Genomic DNA, 24,677 nt, shown 5'->3' with positions numbered 1-24,677 from the left:
TGCACGATAGATCCGGGCCCGGCCGGCTACTTGGCCGAAAGCTCCGCCGTGATCCTGGCAGCACGTTCGGCTGCGGCACGCGCTCCCCGGGCGATGATGCCGGGAAGCCCCTGCTCGTCGAAGCTGCGGATGGCGGCTTCGGTGGTGCCGTTGGGGCTGGTGACGGCACGGCGCAGCCCGGCAGCGTCAGCGCCGGGTTCGGCCAGCATGTAGCCGGCACCGGCAACGGTGTCGCGGGCGAGCACAGCGGAAAGCTCGGGATCCAGGCCCAGCTCCTCACCGGCGCGGGCCATGGCCTCGGCCAGATAGAAGGCGTAGGCCGGTCCGGAGCCGCTCACGGCCGACACGGCGTCGACCTGATCTTCCGGAACCTGGACCACCCGTCCGGTGGCGGAGAACAGCTCGGCGGCCAGGGCCATGGTTGCTTCGGTGGCGCTGGTTCCGGCGGAAATGGAAATCACTCCGCGGCCCAGGCGGGAGGGCGTATTGGGCATGGAGCGGATAACGGGCTGGCCCTCCGGAAGCCCGGCTTCCAGCATCTCGATCGAGACGGCGGCGGCGACACTGATGACCACGGTCCCCGGATGCAGGACGGGCGCAATCTCCGCGAGCAGCGCCGCAACACCCACCGGCTTGACCCCGAGGACGACGACGTCGGCAGCAGCCGCCGCAGTGCGGTTGGCTTCCGGATCTTCGTTCCCGGCCAGCACGGTGAGGCCGGCATAGCGGCTGCGCAGTTCCTCGGCGCGCTCCGGGCGCCGCACCGTGGCGCTCACCTGGTCCGCGGGCATTCCGCCGGCAAGGATTCCGCCGAGAATGGCTTCATTCATTGAGCCGCAGCCCAGAAAGGTCAGATGCAGAGTTCCGGTATCCATGCCCCCGATTCTGTCACGGCCTGCACTCGCGCCCTCCATCGGGCCCAGGGCAGCGGACCGGGGTGCGCCTCTACTCGGAGATCTGGCCCAGATTCATGCGGGCGAAGTCCAGCGTCTGCTTCAGCTGGTCCTCCCGTTCTCCGGCGCCCTTGACCTTGCGGGTGCTCACTTCGATCGCCACCACGCCCGTATATCCCGACTCGGCCAGGTACTGCATCGCTTCGGCGCAGCGCTGGGTCCCTTCACCGGGCAGCATGTGCTCGTCACGCCCGTTGGGCGTGCCGTCCGTCAGGTGCACATGGTGCAGGCGGCTGCCGAGCTTGCGCAGTTCCTCGTAGGAGTCCATGCCGGCGATGGCCGCGTGCGAGAAGTCCCAGGTGACGTGCTCGTAGGGTTCCGTCACCGGATTCCAGTGCGGCAGGTAGGCCTTCGCTTCCCGTCCGCGGACCCGCCACGGGTACATGTTCTCCACGGCGATAGTCACCCCGTACTGTTCGGAAATGTGCCGGACGCCGTCGGCGAAGTTCTCGGCGTACCCTGACTGCCAGCGGAACGGCGGATGCGCCACCACGGTTTTGGCGCCCACCTCCGCGGCCATGGCGGCGGAGAGCTCAATCTTGGTCCAGGCCTTGCCCCACACCTGCTGGGTCAGCAGCAGGGTTGGTGCGTGGATGGCCATGATCGGCTGCGAGTACCGCTCGCTGAGCGCGTTCAGGGTCTGCGGGTTCTGGCTGTCGTTGCTGCCCGTGACCATGACCTCGACGCCGTCGTACCCCAGGTCGTGGGCGACGGCGAAGGTGTCGTGCACGCTCAGCGGATAAACGGAGGCGCTGGACAGGGCCACCGGTATGAACGGTGTGCTGTTGTCCTCCGCCCGGGAGATCTTGGATGGAATGGTCATTCAGCTGGACTTTCGTAGAAGGTGCCGGGAACGGTTGCCATCGCCGGCTCAAGCGGAGCTTCCGCCGGCGGGCTGTCCGGGAGCGGGCCCTCGGATTCAAAGCGCAGGGTGTCAAAACGCTGGAGGAGCAGGCCCTCGCGCAGCGCCCAGGGACAGATTTCGAGCACGGGCAGGTCGAAGGCCTCCATAGCGGCGTACGCCGTCATGGCTCCGGCCAACACCTGCGAAGCCCGGATCGGCGACACCCCGCCGAGGTTGCTGCGGTCGTCGATGCTCATGGTTTCCAGGCGCTTGGTCCACAATCCCAGATCGGTGCGCAGCAGCTGGCGGCGGACGTAGGGTCCGGCGGCCGACGGCGCGGCGCCGGCTATGCGGGCCAGCGACCGGAAGGTCTTGGACGTCCCCACGGCGAGGTTCGGTTTGCCGCAGGCTGCGAATTCCGCTGCAGCTTCCTCGACCGAGGCCCGGATGTGCTTGCGCAGTTTCTTGATGCTCTTGGCCGTGGGCGGATCACCGGCAAGCCAGTCCCGCGTCAGCCGGCCGGCGCCCAGCGGCAGGGACAGGGCGGTTTCCGGAAGCTCGTCGGCGCCCTGCGCCATCTCGAACGATCCGCCGCCAATGTCCAGGTCCAGCAGGGTGCCTGCTCCCCAGCCGTACCAGCGGCGGACGGCGAGGAACGTCAGCGACGCCTCATCGGTGCCGCTGAGTTCCTTCAGCCGGACCGTCGTCTCGGCCTCCACCCGGGCGAGGACGGCCTCACCGTTGGCCGCCTCGCGAATGGCGGACGTGCAGAAGGCCAGGAGGTCCTGGGCACGGTGGCGCCGGGCGAATTCGCCAGCCTCGGCGACGAACCCGGTCAGCTCGCGCTGCCCCGCTTCGGTGATGGCGCCGTCGTCGTCCAAATACGCGATCAGCGACAACGGCCGCTTGTGCGAGGCAAACGGCACCGGCCGGGCACCCGGATGGGCGTCCACCAGCAGGAGGTGGACGGTGTTGGACCCGATGTCGAGGACGCCTAAACGCATGACACCATTATCCCGCGCCGGGACCGGGCTTCCGTACACGGAAGGCCGCTCCCGGCGGACACGGGCATGGCCGGGGCCAGGCGGCGCCCTACTTCTTCGCCGGTGCGCGCTTGCGCGCAGCGGGCTTGCGGGCGGCAGGCTTCTTGGCCGGGCCCTTTTCGCGCTTCTCCGCCAGCAGGTCAATGGCCTGTTCGCGGGTCAGCTCTTCAATGGCCGTGGACCGGGGCACCGTGATGTTGGTGATGCCGTCGGTGATGTACGGACCGAACCGGCCGTCCTTGACGACAATGGGCTTTTCGGAAACCGGGTCGGTGCCGAACTCGGCCAGCGGAGCCGCAGCCTGCCGGCCGCCGCGCTGCTTGGGCTGGGAGTAGATCTCCAGTGCCTGTTCCAGCGTGATCGTGAAGATTTCCTCTTCCGAGCCGATGGACCGCGAGTCCGTCCCCTTCTTCAGGTACGGTCCGAAGCGCCCGTTCTGCACGGTGATCTCGTTGCCCTCGGCGTCGGTGCCCAGGACGCGCGGCAGCTTCATCAGCTTCAGCGCTTCCTCGAGCGTGACGGTCTCCACGCTCATGGACTTGAAGAGCGAACCGGTGCGCGGCTTCTGCTTGACCGGCTTCTTCGGGGGCTTGGGCTTGCCGTTCTTGTAGTACTCCACCGGCTGGTTGGCCAGTTCCTCTTCGGTGGGCTCAGGGATCAGTTCGATCACGTACGGACCGTAGCGGCCGTTGCGGGCCACGATGGTGCGCCCGGTTTCCGGATCCTCGCCCAGCACGCGCTCTTCCGGCCCGGCAGTTTCCATCAGCTCGATCGCCTTTTCGGCGGTCAGCTCATCGGGTGCCAGGTCCTCCGGAACGTTGGCGCGCTCGGGTTCGGTCCCCTCCGGAGCATCCGCCGGCAGCGGGCGCTCCAGGTACGGGCCGAACTTGCCCACGCGCAGCGTGATGCCCGGGGCAATCTCGATCGAGTTGATCGCCTTGGCGTCGATTTCGCCGAGGTCGTTCACGATCGTGTGCAGCCCGGTGTCCACGCGGTCGCCGTAGTAGAACTGGTTCAGCCATTCCACGCGGCCGGCTTCGCCGCGGGCAATACGGTCCAGGTCCTCTTCAAGCTCGGCGGTGAAGTCGTAGTCCACGTAGTTCGTGAAGTGCTCTTCCAGCAGCCGCACCACGGAGAACGCAATCCAGCTCGGCACCAGGGCCTGGCCGCGGTTGGTGACATACCCGCGGTCCATGATGGTGGAGATGGTCGCGGCGTACGTGGACGGCCGGCCGATGCCGAGCTCTTCGAGCACCTTCACCAGCGAGGCTTCGGTGTAGCGCGGCGGCGGGGAGGTCTCGTGCCCGACGGCGTTCAGTTCAGCGGCCGTGAGCGTGTCGTCGGCCTTCAAAACGGGCAGCCGTGCACCCTCGGTGCCTTCGGCGTCGTCGTCGCGGGCGGCGTCGCGGCCTTCTTCGTAGGCGGCCATGAAGCCGCGGAACGTGATGACGGTGCCGGAGGCCGAGAACTCGGCGTCGCGGCCGTCGGAGGCCACCGCACCCAGGCGGACGGACGCCGTCGAGCCCTTCGCGTCTGCCATCTGCGAGGCGACGGTTCGCTTCCAGATCAGTTCGTAGAGCTTGAATTCGTCTCCGCGCAGCGAGGAGGCAACCTGTGCCGGGGTGCGGAAGGAGTCACCGGCGGGGCGGATGGCCTCGTGGGCTTCCTGCGCATTCTTGGACTTGCCCTTGTACACGCGGCGCGCTTCGGGCACGTATTCCGGCCCGTACAGTTCCGAGGCCTGCCGGCGGGCGGCATTGATCGCCTGGTCCGACAGCGCCGGGGAGTCGGTACGCATATAGGTGATGTAGCCGTTTTCATACAGCCGCTGCGCCACCTGCATGGTCACCTTCGAGGAGTAGCGCAGCTTGCGGCCGGCTTCCTGCTGAAGGGTGGAGGTGGTGAACGGCGCGGCCGGGCGGCGGGTGTACGGCTTGGTGTCCACCGAGCGGACGGAGAACGACGCCGATTCCAGGTTCGCGGCGAGCGAGGTGGCTGCCGCTTCATCCAGATGGGCCACGGACTTGGACTTGCGCTGGCCCAGGTCGCTGAAGTCCTTGCCGGTGGCAACGCGGGCACCGTCCACGGAGACCAGCTTGGCCTTGAAGGACTCGGCAGCACCGGTGGCGAAGGTTCCCAGCAGGTCCCAGTAGGAGGCGGGGCGGAAGGCCATGCGCTCGCGTTCGCGCTCAACCACCAGCCGGGTGGCGACGGACTGCACGCGGCCGGCGGACAGGCCGCGGGCAACCTTGCGCCACAGCACCGGGGAGATCTCGTAGCCGTACAGGCGGTCCAGGATGCGGCGGGTTTCCTGCGCATCCACCATGGCGACATCGACGTCGCGCATTTCCAGCAGGGCGCGCTGGATTGCTTCCTTGGTGATTTCGGGGAAGGTCAGGCGGTGCACCGGAACCTTGGGCTTGAGCACCTGGAGCAGGTGCCAGGCGATGGCTTCACCTTCGCGGTCACCGTCAGTTGCGAGGTAGAGTTCGTCGGCGTCCTTGAGGGCAGCCTTGAGCTCGGCTACCTTCTTCTTTTTGTCCGAGGACACGACGTAGTACGGCTCGAAGTCGTTGTCGAGGTCCACGGCGAACTTGCCGACGGCAGTCTTCTTCAGCTCGGCCGGCAGGTCCGACGGCTGCGGAAGGTCGCGGATGTGACCCATGGAGGCCGTCACCTCGAAGCCCTCGCCCAAATACGCGGCAATGGTCTTGCCCTTGGCGGGAGACTCGACAATGACTAACTTCTTGCCGGTCTTCTTGTCCGTCGCCTTAACTGGCACTGTTCTCCTACGTAACGAAGGTGGTTCAAAGGGTTAGGGGCCGCGGCCGGGCTCTGGTGCCTGGCCCGGTTCATCCTCAGACAGTATGCGGGATGCCCCAGCACTAGGGTAACTGCATTGAATGGGAGTTGCTGACTCCCCTCCCAAAACAGCGGACGGCCCTAGCGGGATGCGGGGACCAGGAATCCGTCCAGCACCAGGTTGCGGACCTCGGCTTCCAGGCCGCGGGAAAAGTCGGGGTCCGGGCGCCCGAGCAGGGCCGCGAGGGCGCCGATGATCTGCCCCACTGACAGTTCACCGTCGCTGGCGGACACAAAGCCGGTCAGCTCGGTGCTCATCAGGTTGGTCCGCCGCAGGCCCGCGCCCTGGCGGAGCAGAATCACCCCCGGGTGCTCCGCGCCGGGGCGGGCGTGGCGCTCCTCCGTGACGTCGTCGGCCGCTTCCAGGTGTTCTTCGAGCAGCGAGGGACGCGCCGCGAGCCAGTCAAAGCGCTCGACGGCGGCGCCGAGGTGCGGTCCCACGGGCTGTTCCAGGGCGTGGGTAATCTCCTCGAACCGGCGCAGCGGCGCGGATGCGGGGTCGGCGCGCCGGCGCAGGAACAGGGACCCGAAGCCGACGGCGGCCACGTCCCGGGACGCGAAATCCGCCAGGTACGCAGCGTAGGAGGCCAGATACTCGGTGCGGTCCCGGTTTTCGGCCGCGTCCCGCAGCCACATTTCCGCGTACTCGGCCGGTTCCAAAACTTCCCGCTGGATAACCCAGGCGTCGGTTTCCGGCGGCAGCCACGACTCGATGCGCGCGGACCACCGGGGTGACCCTCCGCTCCCGGTTTCCGGCTCCGCAGTGTCGGCAACATCACTGTCCTGAATCTCCCAGTTGCCCAGCATCTGAGCCGTGCCGCCGGGAACCAGCACCCGGTGCAGGGTCCGTACGAGCGTGGCGACAATCTCGTCACCGGCCATTCCGCCGTCACGGTAGGTAAAGCGGTCTTCCGGGTCATCCCCGGCGCCGCGGGGAGTAATCACAAACGGCGGGTTGGACACCACCAGGTCAAACTGCTCTCCGGAGACCGGCTCCAGCAGGCTGCCCAGGCGCAGCGACACGCGGTCCTCCAGCTGCAGCGGATCCAGGTCCAGCGCCTTGGCATTGAGCAGCAGATTAAAGCGGGTGAAAGCGAGCGCCCGCTCGGAGATGTCCGTGGCCGTAACGTGCCGGGCATGCCGGAGCAGATGGAATGCCTGGATCCCGCAGCCGGTGCCCAGATCCAGCGCGCGGTCCACGTCCCGGCGGACGGTCAGCTGGGCCAGGCTCAGCGAGGCCTGCCCGATGCCCAGCACATGGTCGTGCCGCAGCACTCCCGGGCGCTGGTGGGCACCGAGGTCGCTGGCCACCCAGAGGTTGCCGTTTAGGCCGGCGGCGTGGGCGCCTTCGGTGCCGTTCCCGCCCCCGGAAGGTTCAGCGTCGGTAACGCCGTACGGCCGCAGGTCAACGGCTGCCCGGAATCGTCCGGAGGTACGGGCATCTCCGGCGGCTTCTTCCGGAGCCGCGGACTCAAGCAGCCCCAGCGCGAGCAGTCCCTCGGTGCGGGTCCGGGGAAAGGCCGTGTCCAACAGTTCACGGTCCATGTCCTCACCGGCCAGCCAGAGCAGGATCATCACGCGGACCGGCGCCGGACTGCCCTGCTGCGCCTCTTCCCGGCAGCGCAGGAGCGCCGGAACGAGCTGGTCGCGGCCGAGCGCGGCGGCGGCGGACTCCCCCAGGAAGTCGGCCACGCCGTCCACGCTGTAGCGGGCGTCCGCCAGGTCCGCGGCAAGAGCCTCGAGCAGCGGAAGGTCGGAACTCTGGGGTGCATCGGGAACACCGGCGAAATCAGTCACCGTTCCAGTTTATGGCTGGCGGCGGCGGTCTCCGTTCCGGTGCTGCCCGGCGCGCACCCGTCCTAGACCACCTGCCGGTCCCCGGATCCGGAAGTCCGGCCCGCCGCATGCCGTGCGCCCAGGTAGCCGAACACCACGGCCGGAGCGATGGTGGCTCCGGCGCCGGGATAGGTCCGGCCCATTACCGAAGCCGTGGTGTTGCCGGCAGCGTACAGGCCTTCGATGACCGATCCGTCCTCGCGCAGCACCCGGGCGTCCGGGTCCGTCACCAGTCCGCCCTTGGTGCCCAGGTCTCCGGGGTACAGCCGCACCGCGGTGAACGGACCCTTTTCCAGGGCGCCGAGGTTGGGGTTGGGCTTCACCCCCGGATCTCCGTAGTAATTGTCGTAAGCGGTGTTGCCCCGGCCAAAGTCCGCGTCCACGCCCGTGCGGGCAAAGCCGTTGAACCTCTGCACGGTGGACACCAGGCCGGCCGCGGGGACGCCCATCTTTTCGGCCAGTTCGGCCACGGTGTCCGCCTGCACCAGCAGGCCTTCCGCCGCCCACTTCTTACGTCCGACCATGATCGCCGAGAACAGGTAGCGCCGGCGGTGCCGGGCTTCCATCACCAGCCAGGACGGAGTGGCCGGCACCGTTTGGTTGCGTTCGAGCATGTGGTGCCCGAAGTCCACGTAGGACTCGGACTCGTTCAGGTACCGGGCTCCGGAGGAATCAACCACCAGGGAATGCGGCATGGAGCGTTCGGCCAGCGAGAAGGCGACGCCGCCGCCGGGCGCCACCGTGGACGGGCCCCACCAGGCGTCGTCCATCAGGGCCAGCGCTCCGCCGCGCTGGGCCACCAGGTCAATCACGTCCCCCTGATCCCCTTCGGGGGCAGAGGAGTATTCCTGGTCCAGCCCGTGGTACTTCTTGCGCCACTGAGCGTTCCGGGCGAACCCGCCGGCGCCCAGCACCACGCCCTTCCGGGTCCGGATCCGCACCCTGCGCCCGCGGTGGACGACGACGGCGCCCACCACCGCGCCGTCGTCGTCCTGGATCAGGTCCGTCAGCGGCGAAGACAGCCAGACCGGGGTCTGCTGCTGGCGCACAATGTGCATCAGCGAGGAGGAAAGGGCGCCTCCCAGCCCGTACAGCCGCTTGCCGCGGACAAGGCCGCCGAGGGTGCGGAAAACGAAGCGCGCGCCGCGGATGAATCCGCTCGGGCTGGACCAGGCGCGGGACAATTCGAAGACGTCGTCGGTCGCCAGGGGTACGGGAATGCCGGATTTGGCGGCCCGGGAGGATTTGAACCAGGTGCCCAGTTCCTTCGTGTCGAAAGCCCTGACCTCCAGCGACCGGCCGATCATGCCGCCGGGCTTGTCCGGGTAGTAATCCGGGTAGTCCTTGGAACGCATCCAGCGGACACCCAGCGATGCGAGCAGGGTGACGACGTCGGGAACGGCATTCAGGAAGGCCAGCTTGCGCTCGCGGGAGGAGACCGGGCCGACGTCGGCGATCACCGTTTCCATGTAGGTGAGGGCCTTTTCGGTGCTGTCCGGCACCCCGGCCGCGGCCATCAGCGGATTGTTCGGCATCCACAGCCCGCCGCCGGAGACGGACGTGGTGCCTCCCCAGACGTCGGTGCTTTCCACCACGAGGACGTCCTGCTCCTCCTCGGCTGCCGCTATTGCCGCTGTGAGGGCCGCGGCGCCGGTGCCGACCACGAGGACGTCGACGATGCGGTCCCAGTCCTCGATGACGTCGGCTGCGGCGTCCGCTTCGGCACTCCCGCTGCGGCTGGTCTCTCCCGTAATGTCCGCATATTCCTGCGTCATGGCTGGCCCCCTGTGATCGGTATGCCCGGACGGCGGCGTCCGGTGCTGCCGCGAATGCTACATGCCCCGGAGGCGGCGCACACGGGAAGCGCGGATGAGGAACGGTACACCGGCAGCCCGTGAAATCTCAGCCAAGCAGACGCTTGTTGCCTACGTCACATTTGTGAACTAGAGTCCAGCTTCAGTTTATGTTCTTCCGACGGACGTCGACCGGGCCCCGGCCCGGACGCGAAAGTCCATGACATTGGAGTCATTACATGGCGCTAGCCCTCACCGAAGAGCACACGGATCTGTGTGCCGCGGCATCCGACTTTGCCTCGCGCTTCGCCAGCACTTTGACCACGCGCGAGCAGCTGCCGGCCTACGGCGCCGGCGGACGGGCGCCGTACTGGGACGAGCTCGTGAAGAACGGCCTGCACGCGCTGCACATCGGCGAAGAGCACGGCGGGCAGGGCGGCACCGTCGCCGACAGCGCGATTGTGGTGGAAGAGTTCGCCCGCCGCCTGGTTCCGGGCCCTTACCTGTCAACGGTCCTTGCCGGCGCCGCCGTTGCGGCAGCTGGAGACTGCAAGGCCGGTGCCCGCGGCCTGGCCGGCTTTGCGGAAGGAGCCCCCGGCGCACTGGTGCTTCCGGCCGGAACCATTAAGGCCGCCCCGGCGGCCGGCGGCGGGTGGGTGCTGCAGGGCAGGGCCGAGGTTCTCTCGCTGCTGTCCGCCGAACTCCTGGTCATCGGATTCACCGCCGACGGCGCCACGCTGTTTGCGCTGGTAGACGCCGGGAGCGCCGGACTCACCCGCACCGCAGCTGCCTGCACCGACCTCACGCGCGACGCCGGCATCCTCGAACTTTCCGGCGTTGTGGTGGGTTCAGATGCGATCCTCGAAGGTCTGGACCCCGTCCACGTCGAAACCCTCCAGGCCGCACTGCTCGCAGCTGAAGCCGCCGGCATCATGCGCTGGGCGGTCGAAGCATCCACCGAGTACGCCAAAATGCGCGAACAGTTCGGCGCACCGATCGGATCCTTCCAGGCCATCAAGCACAAATGCGCCAACCTGCTCATCAGCGCCGAACTCGCCACCGCAGCAGCGTGGTCGGCCCTTGTATCCCTGGACCAGGACCGGGATCAGCAGAAGCTGGCTGCCGGAGCCGCCGTCGCCGCAGCCATTGTTCCCTCCGTGGAAGCCGTCACCGAAGCCGTCACCATTTTCGGCGGGATTGGCTTCACCTGGGAGCACGACGCCCACCTGTTCTGGCGCCGCGCCATGACCCTCGGTGCCCAGGTGGCGCCGGTGAGCACACGCTTGGCCGGGCTGGGCCAAACCGCTCTGGAGCTGGACCGCCGCATTGACATTGAGTTGCCCGATGAAGATCCCGCTTTCCGGGCCCGCATCGGCCGGCTGCTGGACACCGCACAAACGCTGGCCAACGAGCACGACGGCGGGCGCTGGTATTCGCGCGGATCGCAGCGGTCCTTCCTCGCCGGGGAAGGGCTTGCGGCCCCGCACTGGCCCGCCCCCTACGGGCTGGGCGCCACTCCCGCCCAGCAGGTGGTCATCTCCCAGGAATACGCCCGCCGCGGGCTGACCCAGCCGTCGTCGGTCATCGGTGAGTGGGCCATGCCCACCATCCTGGCGTACGGCAGCGACGAGGTTAAGGAACAGTTCGCGCTGCCGACGCTGCGCGGCGAACTGATCTGGTGCCAGCTCTTCTCCGAACCCGGCGCCGGCTCCGACCTGGCCGGCCTGGCTACCCGGGCCGTCAAGGTTGAGGGCGGCTGGGAACTGAAGGGGCAGAAAGTGTGGACTTCCGGCGCGCACGAGGCCGACTGGGGCATCTGCCTGGCCCGGACGGATAAGGACGTGCCCAAGCACAAGGGACTGAGCTACTTCCTCGTGGATATGCGCAGCACCGGAGTGGAGGTCCGTCCGCTGAAGCAGTCAACCGGCGACGCCGAGTTCAACGAGGTCTTCCTCGACTCCGTCTTTGTGCCTGATGCCTATCTGCTGGGCGAACCGGGCCAGGGCTGGCGCATCACCGCCACCACGCTGCAGAACGAGCGAACCCAGATCTCCGCGGGAGTGTCGGTGGGAACCGAGGAAGCGCTGCGCACCATGATCAGCCAGGGCAGCTACACCGGGAGTGAAAGCGAAGCTTTTGCCTCGCTGGGGCACGTCGCCGCGCTCAGCTCCGCCATCGGGGCGCTGAACCTGCGCGAGACCCTGCGCCGGGTCAACGGCATGAACCCGGGGGCCGGTTCCTCGCTGGCCAAGGTTGCCCACGCCCGGCTCACCCGCGAAGCCGCCTCCCGCGTCCTCGCACTGGCCGGACCGGGCGCGCTCTTTGCCTCCGCCCCGGGCGACGCCGTCACGGGGCAGCTCACCGTGCCTCAGGTCCTGATCGGCGGCGGAACGGTCGAAATCCAGCTCAATGTCATTGCCGAACGCATTCTTGGCCTCCCCCGCACCTAAGCACCGCCTCTCCGGCGCCGGCCCCGGCTTCGGGGCAACCACACCCATGCTTTACCGAAAGGAGCGTTTCGCATGACAGCGTTGACGAGCGAAACAGACAGCACCCGGATCCTCGATTCCGCCCGGCTGAAAGAACTTCTCGAACCGAAGTCCATTGTTATTGTCGGTGCCAACACCAGGTCCACCTGGTCGCATTTCACCTACAGCAACCTGGTGGACGGCGGCTTCGACGGCAAGCTCTATCTGGTGAACCGCCGGGGCGAAGACTGCCACGGCCAGCCCAGCTTCCCGTCGATCTCGGATCTGCCCGAAGCCCCGGACCTGGCCATCGTGCTGACCGGCACCAACTCACTCGAAGAGATTCTTGAGGAAGCCCGGGTCAAGGGCATCCGCAACCTGGTCCTGCTGGCGGCCGGACTGGGCGAGGCCGGAGCGGAAGGCGCTGCCCTGCAGGCCCGGCTCGTCGAGCGCGCCCGTGCAGCCGACCAGCTGATCCTGGGTCCGAACAATCTCGGATTCATCAATTCCCATGCCAAAGTTGCGGCCTTCAGCCACATGACGCAGATGCCCATGATCAGCGGCGGTGTGGGCATAGCGAGCCAGTCCGGCGCCCTGGCCATCTACCTGCTGCCGTACATGGCCTCCCGCGGCGTGGGCTGCTCCACTTCGGTGACTGTCGGCAACGAGGCCATGATCTCCGCGATTGATGTCATGAGCGTGCTGGTGGATGATCCCAACACGAAGGTCATTGCCGCCTATCTGGAACAGATTTCGGAGCCGGCGCAGTTCCTCGACGTCGCAGACCGCGCCCGCGCCGCCGGCAAGCCGATCGTCATTTTCAAGGCCGGACGAAGTGAAGCATCCGCCCGGGTGGCGGCCGCGCACACCGGGTCCCTGGTAGGGGACGACACAGTCATCGACGCCGCCTGCCGGCAGTACGGAGTCATCCGGGTCGAGAACATCGAAGACCTGGTCGCCACGGCGGGCCTGATTGAAGCCTACGGTGCCCTTCCCGGCCCCCGGATGGGCGTTGTCACCGGCTCCGGCGCCATGTGCGCCCTGGTGGCTGACAAGGCGGACGCCGCCGGGCTGGAACTGCCGTCGCCGTCCCCGGACACGGTGCAGGGCCTGCATAACGCCGGGCTGCCTGTCTTCTCCACGGTCAACAACCCGATGGACACCACCGGCTACGTGTCGATCGATCCCACCATCCTCACCAAGGCCGCCCAGTGCTTCATCGATGACCCGCACTATGACTTCGTCGTGGTCAACGGCTCCTGGCCGGCCAACCAGGCGATGGCGGACATGAGCCGGGCAACGCAGGATGAAATGCTGCGCCAGCTCACCTCCTCCTCCAAACCGGTTATTGCGATGAGTTTCCTGCCGACCGAGGTCACTGAATTCGGCCGGGCCTTCGCCGCTGAGCACGGCTTCCCGCACGCGTCGGATTCGTTTGACCGGGGCATTCCGGCCGCTGCCCGCAGCGCCTGGTGGGGACAGCGCGCCGCCGAACTTGCTGGCGACGGCAAGCTGCCCGCGGCACCCGCCATCGCCAGGCCGGACGGTGCGGAACGATGGACCGAGGTGCAGAGCGGGGAGTTCCTGCGCAGCCACGGAATCCCGTACATTCCCGCTGCCGTTGCTGTTTCCGCCGAAGAGGCCGTGTCCGCCGCCGAGTCGCTGGGCTACCCGGTGGTGCTGAAAGTCGCGTCCGAGGACATTGCCCACAAAACCGAGGTAGGCGGCGTCCGGCTGATGCTGCAGGACGCCGATGCGGTGGCCGAGGCCTACCGCTTCATCCGCGACTCGGTGGCCAGGCACGCCCCGGAGGCCCGGATCCAGGGCGTCGCCGTTTCACCGATGCGCCCCGCCGGCACGGAACTGCTGGTCGGCGTCGTCCGGGATCCGCGGTGGGGGCTGGTGCTCGCAGTCGGTTTCGGCGGCGTCATGGTGGAGCTGCTCAAGGATTCTGCGGTCCGCCTGCTTCCGGTGGGGCCGGCGGAAATCCGGCGGATGCTCGAGTCCCTGAAGGGGATTGACCTGCTGACCGGGTTCCGCGGCGGCGAGCCCACCGACCTGGATGAACTGGCGGCGGTCATTTTTTCCATCGCCCAGGTGGCCGAGGGTCTCGGCGACGAACTCGAGGAGCTTGAAATCAACCCGCTGAGGGTTGCCGGGAACCAGATCGAAGCGCTGGACGCATTGATCCGCTGGAAGGACCGGTAGCGCGGTGGAGAGGGCTCAGGGGTGCCCGGAGGCGGTGGTAGCTTTGGGTTTTCACCGGATATCCACGCAGGAGGCACTTCATGGTTGGGCAACTGACGCGCGACACCACGGAGCTGCCTGCCTATCAGGTGGAACGCCGGCAGAGGATTCTGGATGCCGCAAAAACGCTGCTGCGCTCAACCGACTTCGAATCGATCCAGATCCGCGACGTCGCCTCGACGGCGAACGTCGCGCTGGGCACCCTGTACCGGTATTTTTCCTCCAAGGAACATCTGTACGCGAACGTCCTCTACGACTGGAGCGTGCCGTTCTACTCGGCGGACCAGTCCTGGGCGAACGGCCTGGAAACCACCGAGCGGGTTGCCCGGCGCCTGCGCAATGCCCTGGCAGCCTTCGAAAAAAAGCCGCACTTCTACCAGACCATCCTGATCCTGCGGACGTCCTCGGATCCGGATGTCCGCGAACTCATGCAGCAGCTGGTGCTGGTGCTCGAGGAGCCGTTTCGCTCCGATTTCTCGGCGCTGCCGCCGGACGAAGCCGCGGATGTCACTGCCATGGTGTGGGCCGTCCTGATGGACCTGGTCGGCCGTCTGCTGTCAGGCAACAAGACGCTGCCCGAAGCAACGAGGGTGCTGGACCGGTTTGTGGCAATGATCGGACTCCGGCTCGACCAAACGCAAGCCCGGGAGCACTAGCCCCCGTTTTCCTGCGGGCGGCCCCATGAGCGCCCACGAGCTGGACCACGTCGCGTTTGCCGTTCCCGCCTGGAGTTCCGCCGGGGAGCTGCTGCACAGGGAGCTCGGCGCACGCTTCGCCAGCGGTTTCAGCCTGTCGGCCTTCAGCCCCTGCCAGGTTGCCCTGGCGGAGGACATGCGGCTCGAACTGCTGGAACCGGGCAGCTCCCCCGCGTCCTTCATCAGGCGTTTCCTCGCTGACAACGGCGGCAATGCGGCGCCGCACCACATCACCTTCAAGGTGCATGATATTTCCGCCGCCATGGCCGCCGCCCGGGCAGCGGGCGTCAACCCGATCCTCGTGAACACCGAACATCCGCTGTGGCAGGAAGCCTTCCTGCATCCGCGGGACACCGGACTCGGTTTCCTGGTGCAGATGGTCCACACCCCGCAGTCCCTGGAACAGATCACCGCGGACAACGACGAGTTCACCATTCCCTGCCCCTGGCCGGAAACCGAAGTCCCCCGGGCCCGGCTGCCGGTGGTCTTCGGGCTGGTTAGGGATCTGGAACGTGCGGGCCGGGTGCTGCGCAGCGTCCTGGGAGCCACCGGATTTCCACTGCCCGCCCTCCCCCGCGGCGAGCCGGCGGCCGCAGGTTTTCGATGGCCGCAGGGCGCGGACCTGATCCTGCAGGAGAGCGCTGATTCGCCCGGCGTTTCCGGCCTCCGGGCCCTGGGGTATGCGGCTGCCAGCGAACCCGCGCTGGGACCCGAGCACCCCGGACTGCTGGAAGCACTTGTTGCGGGGCCGTTTGTTCCGGAGCTGGGCATCCGGATCTCGTCCCTGCGCCTTCCGGATCCGCCCGGATCCGTCCGGCACCCCGTCCACCAAACCACCACCTGAGCATCCGCAAAACCGCCGGGCCTGCACAACGCATCCGCACCGCCCCGGCACCATCAATGAGGAGAAGAAACCTATGGGACTTCGTGGAGAAGCCGCAATTCTCGGCTACTTTGAACTGCCGCCCGAGCGCAAGCTCGCCCGTGAAAAGACGTTCAACCTGGAGCAGTGGGCCCGGCTTTCGAAGGCGGCGCTGGACGACGCCGGACTGGACGCTACCGATGTCAACGGCATCGTGACCCCGCTGATCGGAGAAGCGGACATGTTCGTGCCCTCCACCATTACCGAATACCTGGGCATCAACGCGAACTTTGCGGAAATCGTCGACCTCGGCGGCGCAGGTTCCGCCGCAGCCGTCTGGCGGGCAGCCGCGGCCGTGGAACTCGGGCTGTGCGACGCCGTGCTGGTCACCTTCCCCGGCACCCACGACGTGCCGACGGACGCCCGCCGCCCCTTCGTGATGGACGACAAGATGTACTTCGGCGCCTCATCCAACGCGTACGGCTCCCCCCAGGCGGAATTCGAGATTCCCTACGGCAACCTGGGGCAAAACGGACCGTACGGCCAGATCGCCAAGCGCTACGGCTACGAATTCGGGTACGACGAGCGGGCCATGGCCAAGATTGCCGTGGACCAGCGCACCAACGCCTGCGCCACCCCGGATGCCATCTTCCACGGCAAGCCGATCACCATCGAGGACGTCCTTGCCTCCCCCATGGTCGCCGACCCGCTGCACATGCTCGAAATTGTGATGCCGTGCCAGGGCGGGGCGGCCATTGTCATCGGCAACGCTGAGCTGGCGGCCAAGTCCAAAAACCGCCCCGTCTGGATCAAGGGCTTCGGCGAAAGGGTCCCCTACAAGACCCCGACCTATGCAAAGGACCTGATGCATTCCCCGATGATCCACGCCGCGGACCAGGCCTTCACCATGGCCGGCATCGACCGCAGCGAGGTGGACATGGTCTCAATCTATGACTGCTACTCCATCACGGTGCTCATGAGCCTGGAAGACGCCGGGTTCACCGAAAAGGGCAAGGGCATGCAGTTCGTCAGCGAGCACGACCTGACCTTCCGCGGAGACTTCCCCATGAACACGGCCGGAGGGCAGCTTTCCTTCGGCCAGGCCGGAATCGCCGGCGGCATGCACCACGTCATCGACGGCGTGCGCCAGATTATGGGCCGTGCCGGCGAGGCCCAGGTCGCGGACTGCAACCGGGCTTTCGTCACGGGCAACGGCGGCATCATGAGCGAACAAACGGCACTGATTCTCGAAGGCGAATAGGAGTACCACCATGAGCACCGATTACACCCCTCCGGTCCTGGAACGGCCGATGCCGGTCCCCACCCCGCTGACCAAGCCGTTCTGGGACGCACTGGCCGAGCACCGGATCCGCATCCAGTTCTCGCCGTCGCTGGGCGAGTACATCTTCTATCCGCGGCCGCTGGCCCCGGGAACCCTCGCCGACGACCTGGAATGGCGCGAGATTTCCGGCGCCGGAACCCTGTATACCTACACCGTCTCCACCCGGCCCGTGGCCCCGCACTTTGCGAACGAAGGCACTCTGGTGCTCGCCGTCGTGCAGTGGGACGAGGGTCCCAAGTTCTCCACCGAACTGGTCAACGTTGCCCACGACGAGATTCAGGTGGGCATGCGGGTCAAGCCCGTGTTCTGCGATTACCCCGAATCAGGAATAACCATGCTGCGCTATGAACCGGAGATGTGAATATGACAACCACCACCGATTTTGTTCTTCCGCCCGTCACCCTGCGCATCGGCGGGGAATCCCGCACCGCCGGCGCAGGCGCCCACACGCACGTTAACCCGGCCACCGGACAGCCCGGCGCCCAGGTTCCGCTGGCCGGGGTGCAGGACGTTGACGACGCCGTCAACGCTGCCCATCAGGCCTTCGCCGTGTGGCGTGCCACCCCTGCCGGTGTGCGTTCCAAGGCCCTTCTCAAGCTGGCGCAGCTGGTGGAGGAGCACACCGAGGACTTCGTGGAGCTGGCGATCGCAGACAACGGCATCGCCCGTTCCAATGCCTACCCCACGGTCACCGCGGCCACGGAATGGATCCGCTACTACGCCGGCTGGGCCGACAAGCTCCCCCTGGGCCGGATCACCTCGGTGGTTGGCGCGGGAGGGTCCTTCGGGCACACGCTGCGCCAGCCCTACGGAGTCATCGGCGCGATCATCACGTGGAACGCGCCGCTGATGTCCCTGGCCATGAAGGTTCCCGCGGCTCTGGCCGCAGGCAACACAGTGGTGGTCAAGCCCAGCGAACTGACGCCCTTCAGCGCCATGCTGTTTGCCGACCTCGTCACCGAGGCCGGCATTCCCGACGGCGTGTTCAACGTCATTCCCGGCGGCCCCGAGGCCGGCGCGGCTCTGGTCGAGCACAAGCTGGTCAAGAAAGTGACCTTTACCGGCGGACCGGACACCGCCCGCAAGATCACCGCTGCCTGCGCCCAGACCTTCAAGCCGGTACTGCTGGAGCTGGGAGGCAAATCCGCCAATCTGATCTTCGACGACGCGGACCTCGAAGCCGCAGCCATGAACTCCACGTTCATGGCCTTCGGCATCATGAGCGGCCAGGCCTGCGCCCTTCCCACCCGGCTGCTGGTGCAGGACTCGATCTACGATGCGTTTGTCGAAACCATCGGGGCGATCGCCGCGTCCTTCCCCGTCGGCAATCCGCAGGACATCGGCACCGTCTGCGGGCCCGTCATCAACGAAGCGGCCATAGACCGCATCCAGTCGATGGTTTCCCGGGCCCAGGAAGAGGGCGCGCGCCTGGTGACCGGCGGGCAGCGGCTTGCCGGCGACCTGGCCGACGGGTTCTTCTACCCCCCGACCGTCCTGGCCGACGTCGATCCCTCCAGCGAACTGGCGCAGAAGGAAGTTTTCGGCCCCGTGCTGGCCATCACCCGCTTCAGCGACGAGGCCGAGGCAATCTCCCTGGCGAACAGCACCGACTACGGACTCTCGGGCTACATCTGGACGGCCGATGTTCGCCGCGCCATCCGCGTCACCGAGGCCCTGGAAACCGGGGAGGTCACCGTCAACGGTGCCATGAACGCAGTGGCCGAACGCCCCTTCGGCGGCATCGGCCATTCCGGCAACGGCAATGAAGGCGGACTGGAAGGGCTCGAAGAGTTCTTCTGGACCAAGTCCGTCGCCTACGGCAACGGCTAACCACAAACCCCGCTGCGCACCACCCACCACCTTTACCGGCTCCGACGAGTACCGCTTCCACCCGCACCACGCACCACCTTTCTCTAAAGATCGTCTGCTCCACCGCCGCCCGATACCTGTCGGCCGGCGCCGCTGCATTCTGTTGACCTCATAGGAAAGGCAGGACACCGATGTCCTCCACCACTCGGGCGCTCAAGCGCCCAGGCTTTGCCTCAGTAGTCATAGTCCTGGTTCTGGCCGAAATCATCTCGGCCTTCGAACTGTCCATGATGTACGTCATGCTGCCGACCCTGATCGCGGATTTCCAGGTGGACGCCAACACGGTCGCCTGGGTCGTCACCGCCTATCTGCTGGTCTCCGCCTCAGCCGCCGTGCTGGGCGGACGCTTCGGCGACATGTACGGCCGGCGAAAGGTCATGGTCATTGTCCTGGCCATCGCAGCCGTCGGTTCGCTCATCTCGCTGCTCGGGGGCTCCCTGGGCATGATTATCTTCGGCCGCGCCATTCAGGGTGTTGCCGGCGCCGTCCTGGGCCTGGCCTTCGGACTGGCCCGCGAACACCTGGATGAAAAGCGGGTGCCGGTTGGCATCTCCATGGTCGGTGCCTCTGCCCTGATCGCCGGTGCCGGCGGATCCATGATCGCCGGGTTCATGATCGATCTCTTCTCCTGGCACGGGATCTTCGTCTTCGCTGCCGTCCTGGCGGTCATTGCCGCCGTGGCCATCCAGCTGGTTATTCCGAAGGACACCAACGCGGCCACCACCGACAAGCCCGACTACCTGGGTGCCATTCTGCTGCCCATCGCGGTCAGCGCCCTTCTGCTGGGGCTCTCCAACAGCTCGAAGACCGGCTTCCTGTCGATGGAGTTCCTGGGACTGACCGGCCTGGGCCTCGCTGCCGCCGCTGTATGGGCGTGGTGGGAACTGCGGGTTGAATCACCGATCGTGAACCTGCGGATGTTCAAGAACCGGCAGATTGCCCTGGCCATGACCGCCACGGTGTTCGCCGCCGTCGGCCCCCTGGGCGGGGTGTCGGTTCCCTCGCAGATGATCATGCAGTCCCCCGAGTCGCTGGGGTACGGGCTGGGCTTTACGCCCACTGAATCGGGCGTCATCATCTGCCTGACCGCTCTTGTTGGCTTTGCTCTGTCACCGGTGGGCGGAAAGCTTGCCTTCCGCTACGGGGCGCGGATTGTGTTCATCGGAGGGCTCGTGCTGATGGCCCTGGTCCTTCCCCTCATCCTGCTCACCTACGGGAACGTGGCAATGTACGTAGTGGCGATGACTCTGAACGGTGTTGGGATTTCCCTCACCTACGGTGCGCTGCCGAACCTGCTCGTTGAGGTGGTCCCGGAAACCCACACCTCGGAAACAGCCGGAACCAACACCATGATCCGCAACGTCGGCCAGTCCGCGGCGATCGCCATCGGCGCGTTCATCCTCGCCAAGAACACTGACCCGGCAACCCAGGCCATCTCGCAGCAGGGCATCAGCGCCGCGCTGCTCCTGGTCCTGGCCTTCGCAGTGCTCTCCGTGATCATGGGACTGATGCTGAGCCGCCGTCCCAAGCCCTGGGTTCCTGAGACGGTTGGCGAGCGCGACATTCGCCGGGGAACGGTTACCGGCCCGAATCCGGAAGACGTGGTCTCCGCTACGGCCTAGGCCGCACCCGGCTCAGTCCCCGCCGCCGGCATGCACCGCGTCACCGTGCGCGGTGCATGCCGGCCTATTCTTCTCCCCAAACCGAAAGGCGGGACACCGATGTCCTCCTCAGCACGGCAGCTTAAGCGTCCGGGTTTTGCTCCGATCGTCCTGGTTCTGGTGCTGGCCGAGATTGTGTCGGCCTTTGAACTGTCCATGATGTACGTGACGCTGCCTACCCTCATCCGGGATTTCCAGGTGGATGCCAACACCGTTGCCTGGGTCGTCACCGCCTTCCTGCTGGTGTCGGCCTCCGCCGGCGTCCTCGGCGGACGGTTCGGCGACCTGTACGGACGGCGCAGGGTCATGGTCATTGCCCTGGCCATTGCCGCCGTCGGCTCGGTCGTGTCCCTTCTCGGCGGTTCCCTGGGGATGATCATCCTCGGCCGGGCCATTCAGGGCGTGACGGGCGCCGTCCTGGGCCTGGCCTTCGGACTGGCCCGCGAACATCTTGACGAGAAGCGGGTGCCCGTCGGCATTTCCATGGTCGGCGCCTCCGCCCTGATCGCCGGCGCGGGCGGCGCGCTGATCGCCGGCTTCATGATTGATGCCTTCTCCTGGCACGGAATCTTCATTTTCGCGGCGGTCGTGTCGGTTCTTGCCGCGGTTTGCGTCCAGCTGGTGATCCCCCGCGACACCGTGCTGCCCAACCGTGAAAAACCCGACTATCTCGGGGCTGTCCTGCTGCCCGTTGCGGTGTCCGCGCTTCTGCTGGCGTTCTCCGGCGCCTCCAAGACCGGTTTCGCCTCGGCACAGTTCATCGGGCTAATCACTGCAGGCCTTGCCGCCACAGCAGTGTGGGCCTGGTGGGAGCTGCGGGTCGAGTCACCGATCGTGAACCTGCGGATGTTCAAGAACCGGCAGATCGCCCTGGCCATGACGGCCACGGTGCTCGCCGCCGTCGGCCCCCTGGGCGGAGGGAACGTTCCGGCGCAAATGATCATGCAGGCCCCGGCATCGCTGGGGTACGGACTCGGTTTCTCGCCGACGGCGGCCGGGGTCCTGATCAGCAGCACCCTGCTGGTGGGATACATCTTCTCGCCCCTGGGCGGGAAGCTCGCCTTCCGGTATGGCGCCCGCACTGTCTTCATTGCCGGCCTAGCGCTGGTGGCCCTGGTGGTGCCGATCATCCTGCTGACCTACGGAAGCGCTGTGCTGTTCGCGGTCGCGATGATCTTCAACGGCATCGGCATCTCACTGGCCTACGGTGCGCTGCCGAACCTGCTCATTGAGGTGGTCCCGGAAAGCCACACATCGGAAATCGCCGGGACCAACACCCTGATCCGCAACATCGGGCAGTCCGCCGCCGTCGCAATCGGCGCGTATATCCTTGCCGGGCACACGGATCCTGCCACTGCTGCCGTGGCCCAGGAAGGAATCAGCGCAGCCTTCCTCTTCGTGTTCGTCTTCGCGGCCCTGTCCGTGGCTGCGGCGCTGATGCTGCGCCGTTCCCCCGCCCGGTGGGTCCCGGAGACGTCCGGGCAGCGGGACTTACGCCGCGGCGCCGCCGCACGCCCCGCGGACGTGCTCCCGGCCGCAGGCTGAAACTAGAACCCTGTTATAGCATTGCCGCAAGTGATCCAGGCCACAGTTGCGGCGGGAATCATCCACCGGGACCTGTTCCCGAAAGTCTCATGAGAGGGAACGTCATGGCGATCCACACGCAGAACATTGGAAAGGTCTCCGAAGGGGCTCCTGTTTCCTGGAATTCCAAGGATGCACTCCTGTACGCACTAAGTGTGGGTGCAGGAGCCCGGGACCAGACCGGGAACCTGGCCTTCACGACGGAAAACTCCCGCGGCATCAGCCAGAGCGTGCTGCCCACCTTTGCCGTGCTGCTGGGCGGTTCCGGCGGGTCGATGGACTCGCTCGGCGACTTCAAGCTCTCCCAGATTCTGCACGGCGGCCAGTCCGTCACCCTGAACCGGACGCTGGCGCCCGCCGGGACGGTGATTCCGCGCAGTTTCATGAGCGCGGTCTACGACAAAGGCAAAAACGCCGTTATCGAGCTGACCACGGAACTGCTCGATGCCGAGACCGGCGAAACGGCGGCAACCTCCGTTACCAGCATGATCATCCGCGGCGAGGGAGGCTTCGGATCGGAGCCGGCGCCGGCGGACGGGTGGGAGGTCCCGGACCGGTCCGCTGATCTGGTGGAGACACAGAAAACCACGCCGGACCAGGCGCTGCTGTACCGCCTGAACGGGGACCGCAACCCGCTCCACTCCGATCCGGCCATGGCGGCCCTGGTCGGATTCGAGAAGCCGATCCTCCACGGGCTGTGCACCATGGGATTCGCCGGCCGCGCCCTGCTGGAGGGCATTTCCGGATCCGACGCCGATACCTTCGGCTCGCTCAGCGTCCGCTTCGCCGCCCCGGTTATTCCGGGCGACGAACTGACCACGAGTATCTGGAAGACCGGCACGGGCGCAGTCTTCCAGACCCGCGTGGGAGACACCGTGGTCCTGGACCGCGGTGTCTACACGCTCCGGGGCGCGGCACCCTCCGGGGAAACCCGCGCATCCGCAACCGCCGCGGTTTAGCGACCGTTCGCTGCCGGGCGGCACACCGTGATTATTCGGTGCAGCCGTCCGGGCAGCGCAGCGTTTCGGGATCCGCCGAGCACTCGGCACAGTACAGGGTGAGCTTGCGGCAGGAGAGATTAGAGCAGTTCTCGAACTTGCTGGTGGGCGCCTCGCAGCGGACACAGGTGCCGATCGTCACGGCGTCGTCGGTGAACTCCGTGTGCATCCGCTTGTCGAACACGTACAGGGATCCCTCCCACAGGCCCTTGTCGCCGTAGGTCTCGCCGTAGCGGACAATGCCGCCCTGCATCTGGTAAACCTCCTTGAAACCGCGGTTGACCATCAGCGAGGAGAGCACTTCGCAGCGGATGCCGCCGGTGCAGTAGGTCACCACGGGCTTGTCCTTGAGGTCGTCGTACTTGCCGGAGTCCAGTTCCGCAATGAAGTCATGGGTGGTGGCCACATCCGGCACCACCGCGCCCTTGAACCGGCCGATCTGCGCCTCAAAGGCGTTGCGCCCGTCGAAGAAGACCACGTCCTCGCCGCCGGCTTTTTTCTCCTCGACCAGTTCATGCAGCTGCTCGGGGCGCAGGTGGGTGCCGCCGCCGACCACCCCGTTCCGGTCCACTTTGAGCTCGCCGGGAGCGCCGAAACTCACAATTTCTTCGCGGACCTTGATGCTCAGGCGGGGGAAGTCCTCGGCTCCGCCCTCTGAGTATTTGATGTCCATCTTCTTGAACGCCGGATATTCGCGGGTGGCCTTGGCATAGGCCTTGACGGCGTCAAGGGGGCCGCCCACGGTTCCGTTAATGCCGTCGGGGGAGATCAGGATCCGCCCGCGGAGCCCGAGTTTCTCACAGAGGGCGCGCTGCCACAGGCGCACCGCCTCCGGATCCGGAAGGGGAGTAAAGGCGTAATACAGAGCAATTCGATTCAAAGCCACTCATCAAGGGTAGACCGCAGCAGGACCCCGGATTTCATCAGCACCCGTACCTTTCCCCTGCCTGCGCCGTTAGTGTTCATTCATGAGAGTGCTGAACGACGATTTGCTCGAGACCTGGGTCACCGGCTGGGCGCAGTCCCGCGGGTACCAGACGCGGCGGGAGGGCCGCTTTCCCTCCGCGTTCCTGCATGACAGGACCAATGACTGGGAGTATTTCGCGCTGGAGCCCTCCCATGACGAGTTCGCCGCACTCGCGTCCTCCGCCCGGAAGAGCCCGGAGCGCCTGTTCACCATTGTTACCAGCCGCACCAACGAGATCCACGGCGCCGCCCTGGTCCACGGGCTGAGCGTGCGCTCCGCGGATGAGGTGTTCATGTCCCTGGAGATGGCCGGACAGGACATTGAAGACCCGGTTCCGCTCGACGGCTTTGAAACCGAAACCGTGCGCGGGGCCAAGACGGGCATCGTCATGGTGACTTCCGACGGTGAACCGGCGGCCCGCGGCAGTGTCTCCGTGGTGAATGATCTGGCGGTCTACGACCGCATCATCACTGAACCGCGGTTCCGCCGCCGCGGGCTGGGAACCTATGTCATGCGTGCCCTGACAGCGGTGGCGCTGGAACACGACGCCGAGGCCGGGCTGCTCGTGGCCACGGCCGACGGACTGGAACTGTACAGATACCTGGGCTGGGAGAACCTGGCCAGCGTGGTGATGTTCGAGCCGAGGCTGTAAC

General features: G+C 66.7%; 18 protein-coding genes. 11 read left to right on the top strand and 7 right to left on the bottom strand.

What is annotated here, in order from left to right; translation table 11 throughout:
- Positions 1–26: 26 nt before the first annotated feature.
- From proC to WKB88_RS14425, 6 genes are all read right to left on the bottom strand, one after another.
- Entirely contained in the window at positions 27–875 is an 849-nt protein-coding gene (gene proC, locus WKB88_RS14450; RefSeq protein ID WP_341395243.1) for a pyrroline-5-carboxylate reductase, read from the bottom strand.
- Positions 876–945: 70 nt separating this feature from the next.
- Complete coding sequence (locus tag WKB88_RS14445; protein WP_341395242.1) at positions 946–1,776, bottom strand: sugar phosphate isomerase/epimerase family protein; 831 nt, start codon at positions 1,774–1,776, stop codon at positions 946–948.
- Positions 1,773–2,801 carry a Ppx/GppA phosphatase family protein gene (locus tag WKB88_RS14440; RefSeq protein ID WP_341395241.1) on the bottom strand — a complete coding sequence of 343 codons (1,029 nt, stop codon included), beginning with the start codon at positions 2,799–2,801 and terminating at the stop codon, positions 1,773–1,775. Before WKB88_RS14440 ends, WKB88_RS14445 begins: the two co-directional genes overlap by 4 nt.
- Positions 2,802–2,889: 88 nt before the next feature.
- The gene (topA, locus tag WKB88_RS14435) at positions 2,890–5,622 is read right to left on the bottom strand and encodes a type I DNA topoisomerase (protein ID WP_341395240.1); all 2,733 of its coding nucleotides are present in this window, start codon (positions 5,620–5,622) and stop codon (positions 2,890–2,892) included.
- Between the two features lie 161 nt (positions 5,623–5,783).
- The gene (locus WKB88_RS14430; protein WP_341395239.1) at positions 5,784–7,499 is read right to left on the bottom strand and encodes a DUF7059 domain-containing protein; all 1,716 of its coding nucleotides are present in this window, start codon (positions 7,497–7,499) and stop codon (positions 5,784–5,786) included.
- 62 nt (positions 7,500–7,561) lie between these two features.
- Positions 7,562–9,313, bottom strand: coding sequence for an FAD-binding protein (locus tag WKB88_RS14425; RefSeq protein ID WP_341395238.1), 1,752 nt, complete (start codon positions 9,311–9,313; stop codon positions 7,562–7,564).
- A 257-nt stretch (positions 9,314–9,570) separates the two neighbouring features.
- Between WKB88_RS14425 and WKB88_RS14420 the strand changes: the two genes are divergently transcribed.
- The 10 genes from WKB88_RS14420 (at position 9,571) to WKB88_RS14375 (ending at position 23,018) form a co-directional block, all read left to right on the top strand.
- Complete coding sequence (locus WKB88_RS14420; protein WP_341395237.1) at positions 9,571–11,781, top strand: acyl-CoA dehydrogenase; 2,211 nt, start codon at positions 9,571–9,573, stop codon at positions 11,779–11,781.
- A gap of 72 nt (positions 11,782–11,853) precedes the next feature.
- Positions 11,854–14,007, top strand: coding sequence for an acetate--CoA ligase family protein (locus WKB88_RS14415; RefSeq protein ID WP_341395236.1), 2,154 nt, complete (start codon positions 11,854–11,856; stop codon positions 14,005–14,007).
- An 80-nt stretch (positions 14,008–14,087) separates the two neighbouring features.
- On the top strand, positions 14,088–14,702 hold the full coding sequence (locus tag WKB88_RS14410; protein ID WP_341395235.1) for a TetR/AcrR family transcriptional regulator: 615 nt from the start codon (positions 14,088–14,090) through the stop codon (positions 14,700–14,702).
- A 25-nt stretch (positions 14,703–14,727) separates the two neighbouring features.
- The gene (locus WKB88_RS14405; RefSeq protein ID WP_341395234.1) at positions 14,728–15,585 is read left to right on the top strand and encodes a VOC family protein; all 858 of its coding nucleotides are present in this window, start codon (positions 14,728–14,730) and stop codon (positions 15,583–15,585) included.
- 73 nt (positions 15,586–15,658) lie between these two features.
- Positions 15,659–16,864, top strand: a complete 1,206-nt coding sequence (locus tag WKB88_RS14400) for a thiolase family protein (RefSeq protein ID WP_341395233.1) — start codon at positions 15,659–15,661, stop codon at positions 16,862–16,864.
- 10 nt (positions 16,865–16,874) lie between these two features.
- Positions 16,875–17,306: a Zn-ribbon domain-containing OB-fold protein gene (locus tag WKB88_RS14395; protein ID WP_341395232.1), complete on the top strand. Its 432-nt coding sequence runs from the start codon at positions 16,875–16,877 to the stop codon at positions 17,304–17,306.
- Positions 17,307–17,308: 2 nt separating this feature from the next.
- Positions 17,309–18,775, top strand: a complete 1,467-nt coding sequence (locus WKB88_RS14390) for an aldehyde dehydrogenase family protein (RefSeq protein WP_341395231.1) — start codon at positions 17,309–17,311, stop codon at positions 18,773–18,775.
- A 170-nt stretch (positions 18,776–18,945) separates the two neighbouring features.
- Positions 18,946–20,436 carry an MFS transporter gene (locus WKB88_RS14385; protein ID WP_341395230.1) on the top strand — a complete coding sequence of 497 codons (1,491 nt, stop codon included), beginning with the start codon at positions 18,946–18,948 and terminating at the stop codon, positions 20,434–20,436.
- A gap of 99 nt (positions 20,437–20,535) precedes the next feature.
- Positions 20,536–22,020, top strand: a complete 1,485-nt coding sequence (locus WKB88_RS14380; protein WP_341395229.1) for an MFS transporter — start codon at positions 20,536–20,538, stop codon at positions 22,018–22,020.
- A gap of 104 nt (positions 22,021–22,124) precedes the next feature.
- Complete coding sequence (locus WKB88_RS14375; RefSeq protein WP_341395228.1) at positions 22,125–23,018, top strand: MaoC/PaaZ C-terminal domain-containing protein; 894 nt, start codon at positions 22,125–22,127, stop codon at positions 23,016–23,018.
- Positions 23,019–23,049: 31 nt separating this feature from the next.
- Here WKB88_RS14375 and trhO read toward each other — a convergent pair whose 3' ends face one another.
- Positions 23,050–23,943, bottom strand: coding sequence for an oxygen-dependent tRNA uridine(34) hydroxylase TrhO (gene trhO / locus WKB88_RS14370; protein WP_341395227.1), 894 nt, complete (start codon positions 23,941–23,943; stop codon positions 23,050–23,052).
- 82 nt (positions 23,944–24,025) lie between these two features.
- Between trhO and WKB88_RS14365 the strand changes: the two genes are divergently transcribed.
- Positions 24,026–24,676: a GNAT family N-acetyltransferase gene (locus WKB88_RS14365; RefSeq protein ID WP_341395226.1), complete on the top strand. Its 651-nt coding sequence runs from the start codon at positions 24,026–24,028 to the stop codon at positions 24,674–24,676.
- The last annotated feature ends 1 nt before the right edge of the window (position 24,677 follow it).

The sequence above is a fragment of the Arthrobacter sp. G119Y2 genome, from assembly GCF_038069765.1.
In the GTDB taxonomy this organism is placed as follows: Bacteria; Actinomycetota; Actinomycetes; order Actinomycetales; family Micrococcaceae; genus Arthrobacter_B.
This window is presented reverse-complemented; position numbering and strand designations above follow the sequence as displayed.

What these genes read in the sequence shown, in the direction of transcription:
- proC (WP_341395243.1), bottom strand. Translation starts at nt 875, where the DNA reads ATGGATACCGGAACTCTGCATCTGACCTTTCTGGGCTGCGGCTCAATG.
- WKB88_RS14445 (WP_341395242.1), bottom strand. Translation starts at nt 1,776, where the DNA reads ATGACCATTCCATCCAAGATCTCCCGGGCGGAGGACAACAGCACACCG.
- WKB88_RS14440 (WP_341395241.1), bottom strand. Translation starts at nt 2,801, where the DNA reads ATGCGTTTAGGCGTCCTCGACATCGGGTCCAACACCGTCCACCTCCTG.
- WKB88_RS14425 (WP_341395238.1), bottom strand. Translation starts at nt 9,313, where the DNA reads ATGACGCAGGAATATGCGGACATTACGGGAGAGACCAGCCGCAGCGGG.
- WKB88_RS14420 (WP_341395237.1), top strand. Translation starts at nt 9,571, where the DNA reads ATGGCGCTAGCCCTCACCGAAGAGCACACGGATCTGTGTGCCGCGGCA.
- WKB88_RS14415 (WP_341395236.1), top strand. Translation starts at nt 11,854, where the DNA reads ATGACAGCGTTGACGAGCGAAACAGACAGCACCCGGATCCTCGATTCC.
- WKB88_RS14410 (WP_341395235.1), top strand. Translation starts at nt 14,088, where the DNA reads ATGGTTGGGCAACTGACGCGCGACACCACGGAGCTGCCTGCCTATCAG.
- WKB88_RS14405 (WP_341395234.1), top strand. Translation starts at nt 14,728, where the DNA reads ATGAGCGCCCACGAGCTGGACCACGTCGCGTTTGCCGTTCCCGCCTGG.
- WKB88_RS14400 (WP_341395233.1), top strand. Translation starts at nt 15,659, where the DNA reads ATGGGACTTCGTGGAGAAGCCGCAATTCTCGGCTACTTTGAACTGCCG.
- WKB88_RS14395 (WP_341395232.1), top strand. Translation starts at nt 16,875, where the DNA reads ATGAGCACCGATTACACCCCTCCGGTCCTGGAACGGCCGATGCCGGTC.
- WKB88_RS14390 (WP_341395231.1), top strand. Translation starts at nt 17,309, where the DNA reads ATGACAACCACCACCGATTTTGTTCTTCCGCCCGTCACCCTGCGCATC.
- WKB88_RS14385 (WP_341395230.1), top strand. Translation starts at nt 18,946, where the DNA reads ATGTCCTCCACCACTCGGGCGCTCAAGCGCCCAGGCTTTGCCTCAGTA.
- WKB88_RS14380 (WP_341395229.1), top strand. Translation starts at nt 20,536, where the DNA reads ATGTCCTCCTCAGCACGGCAGCTTAAGCGTCCGGGTTTTGCTCCGATC.
- WKB88_RS14375 (WP_341395228.1), top strand. Translation starts at nt 22,125, where the DNA reads ATGGCGATCCACACGCAGAACATTGGAAAGGTCTCCGAAGGGGCTCCT.
- WKB88_RS14365 (WP_341395226.1), top strand. Translation starts at nt 24,026, where the DNA reads ATGAGAGTGCTGAACGACGATTTGCTCGAGACCTGGGTCACCGGCTGG.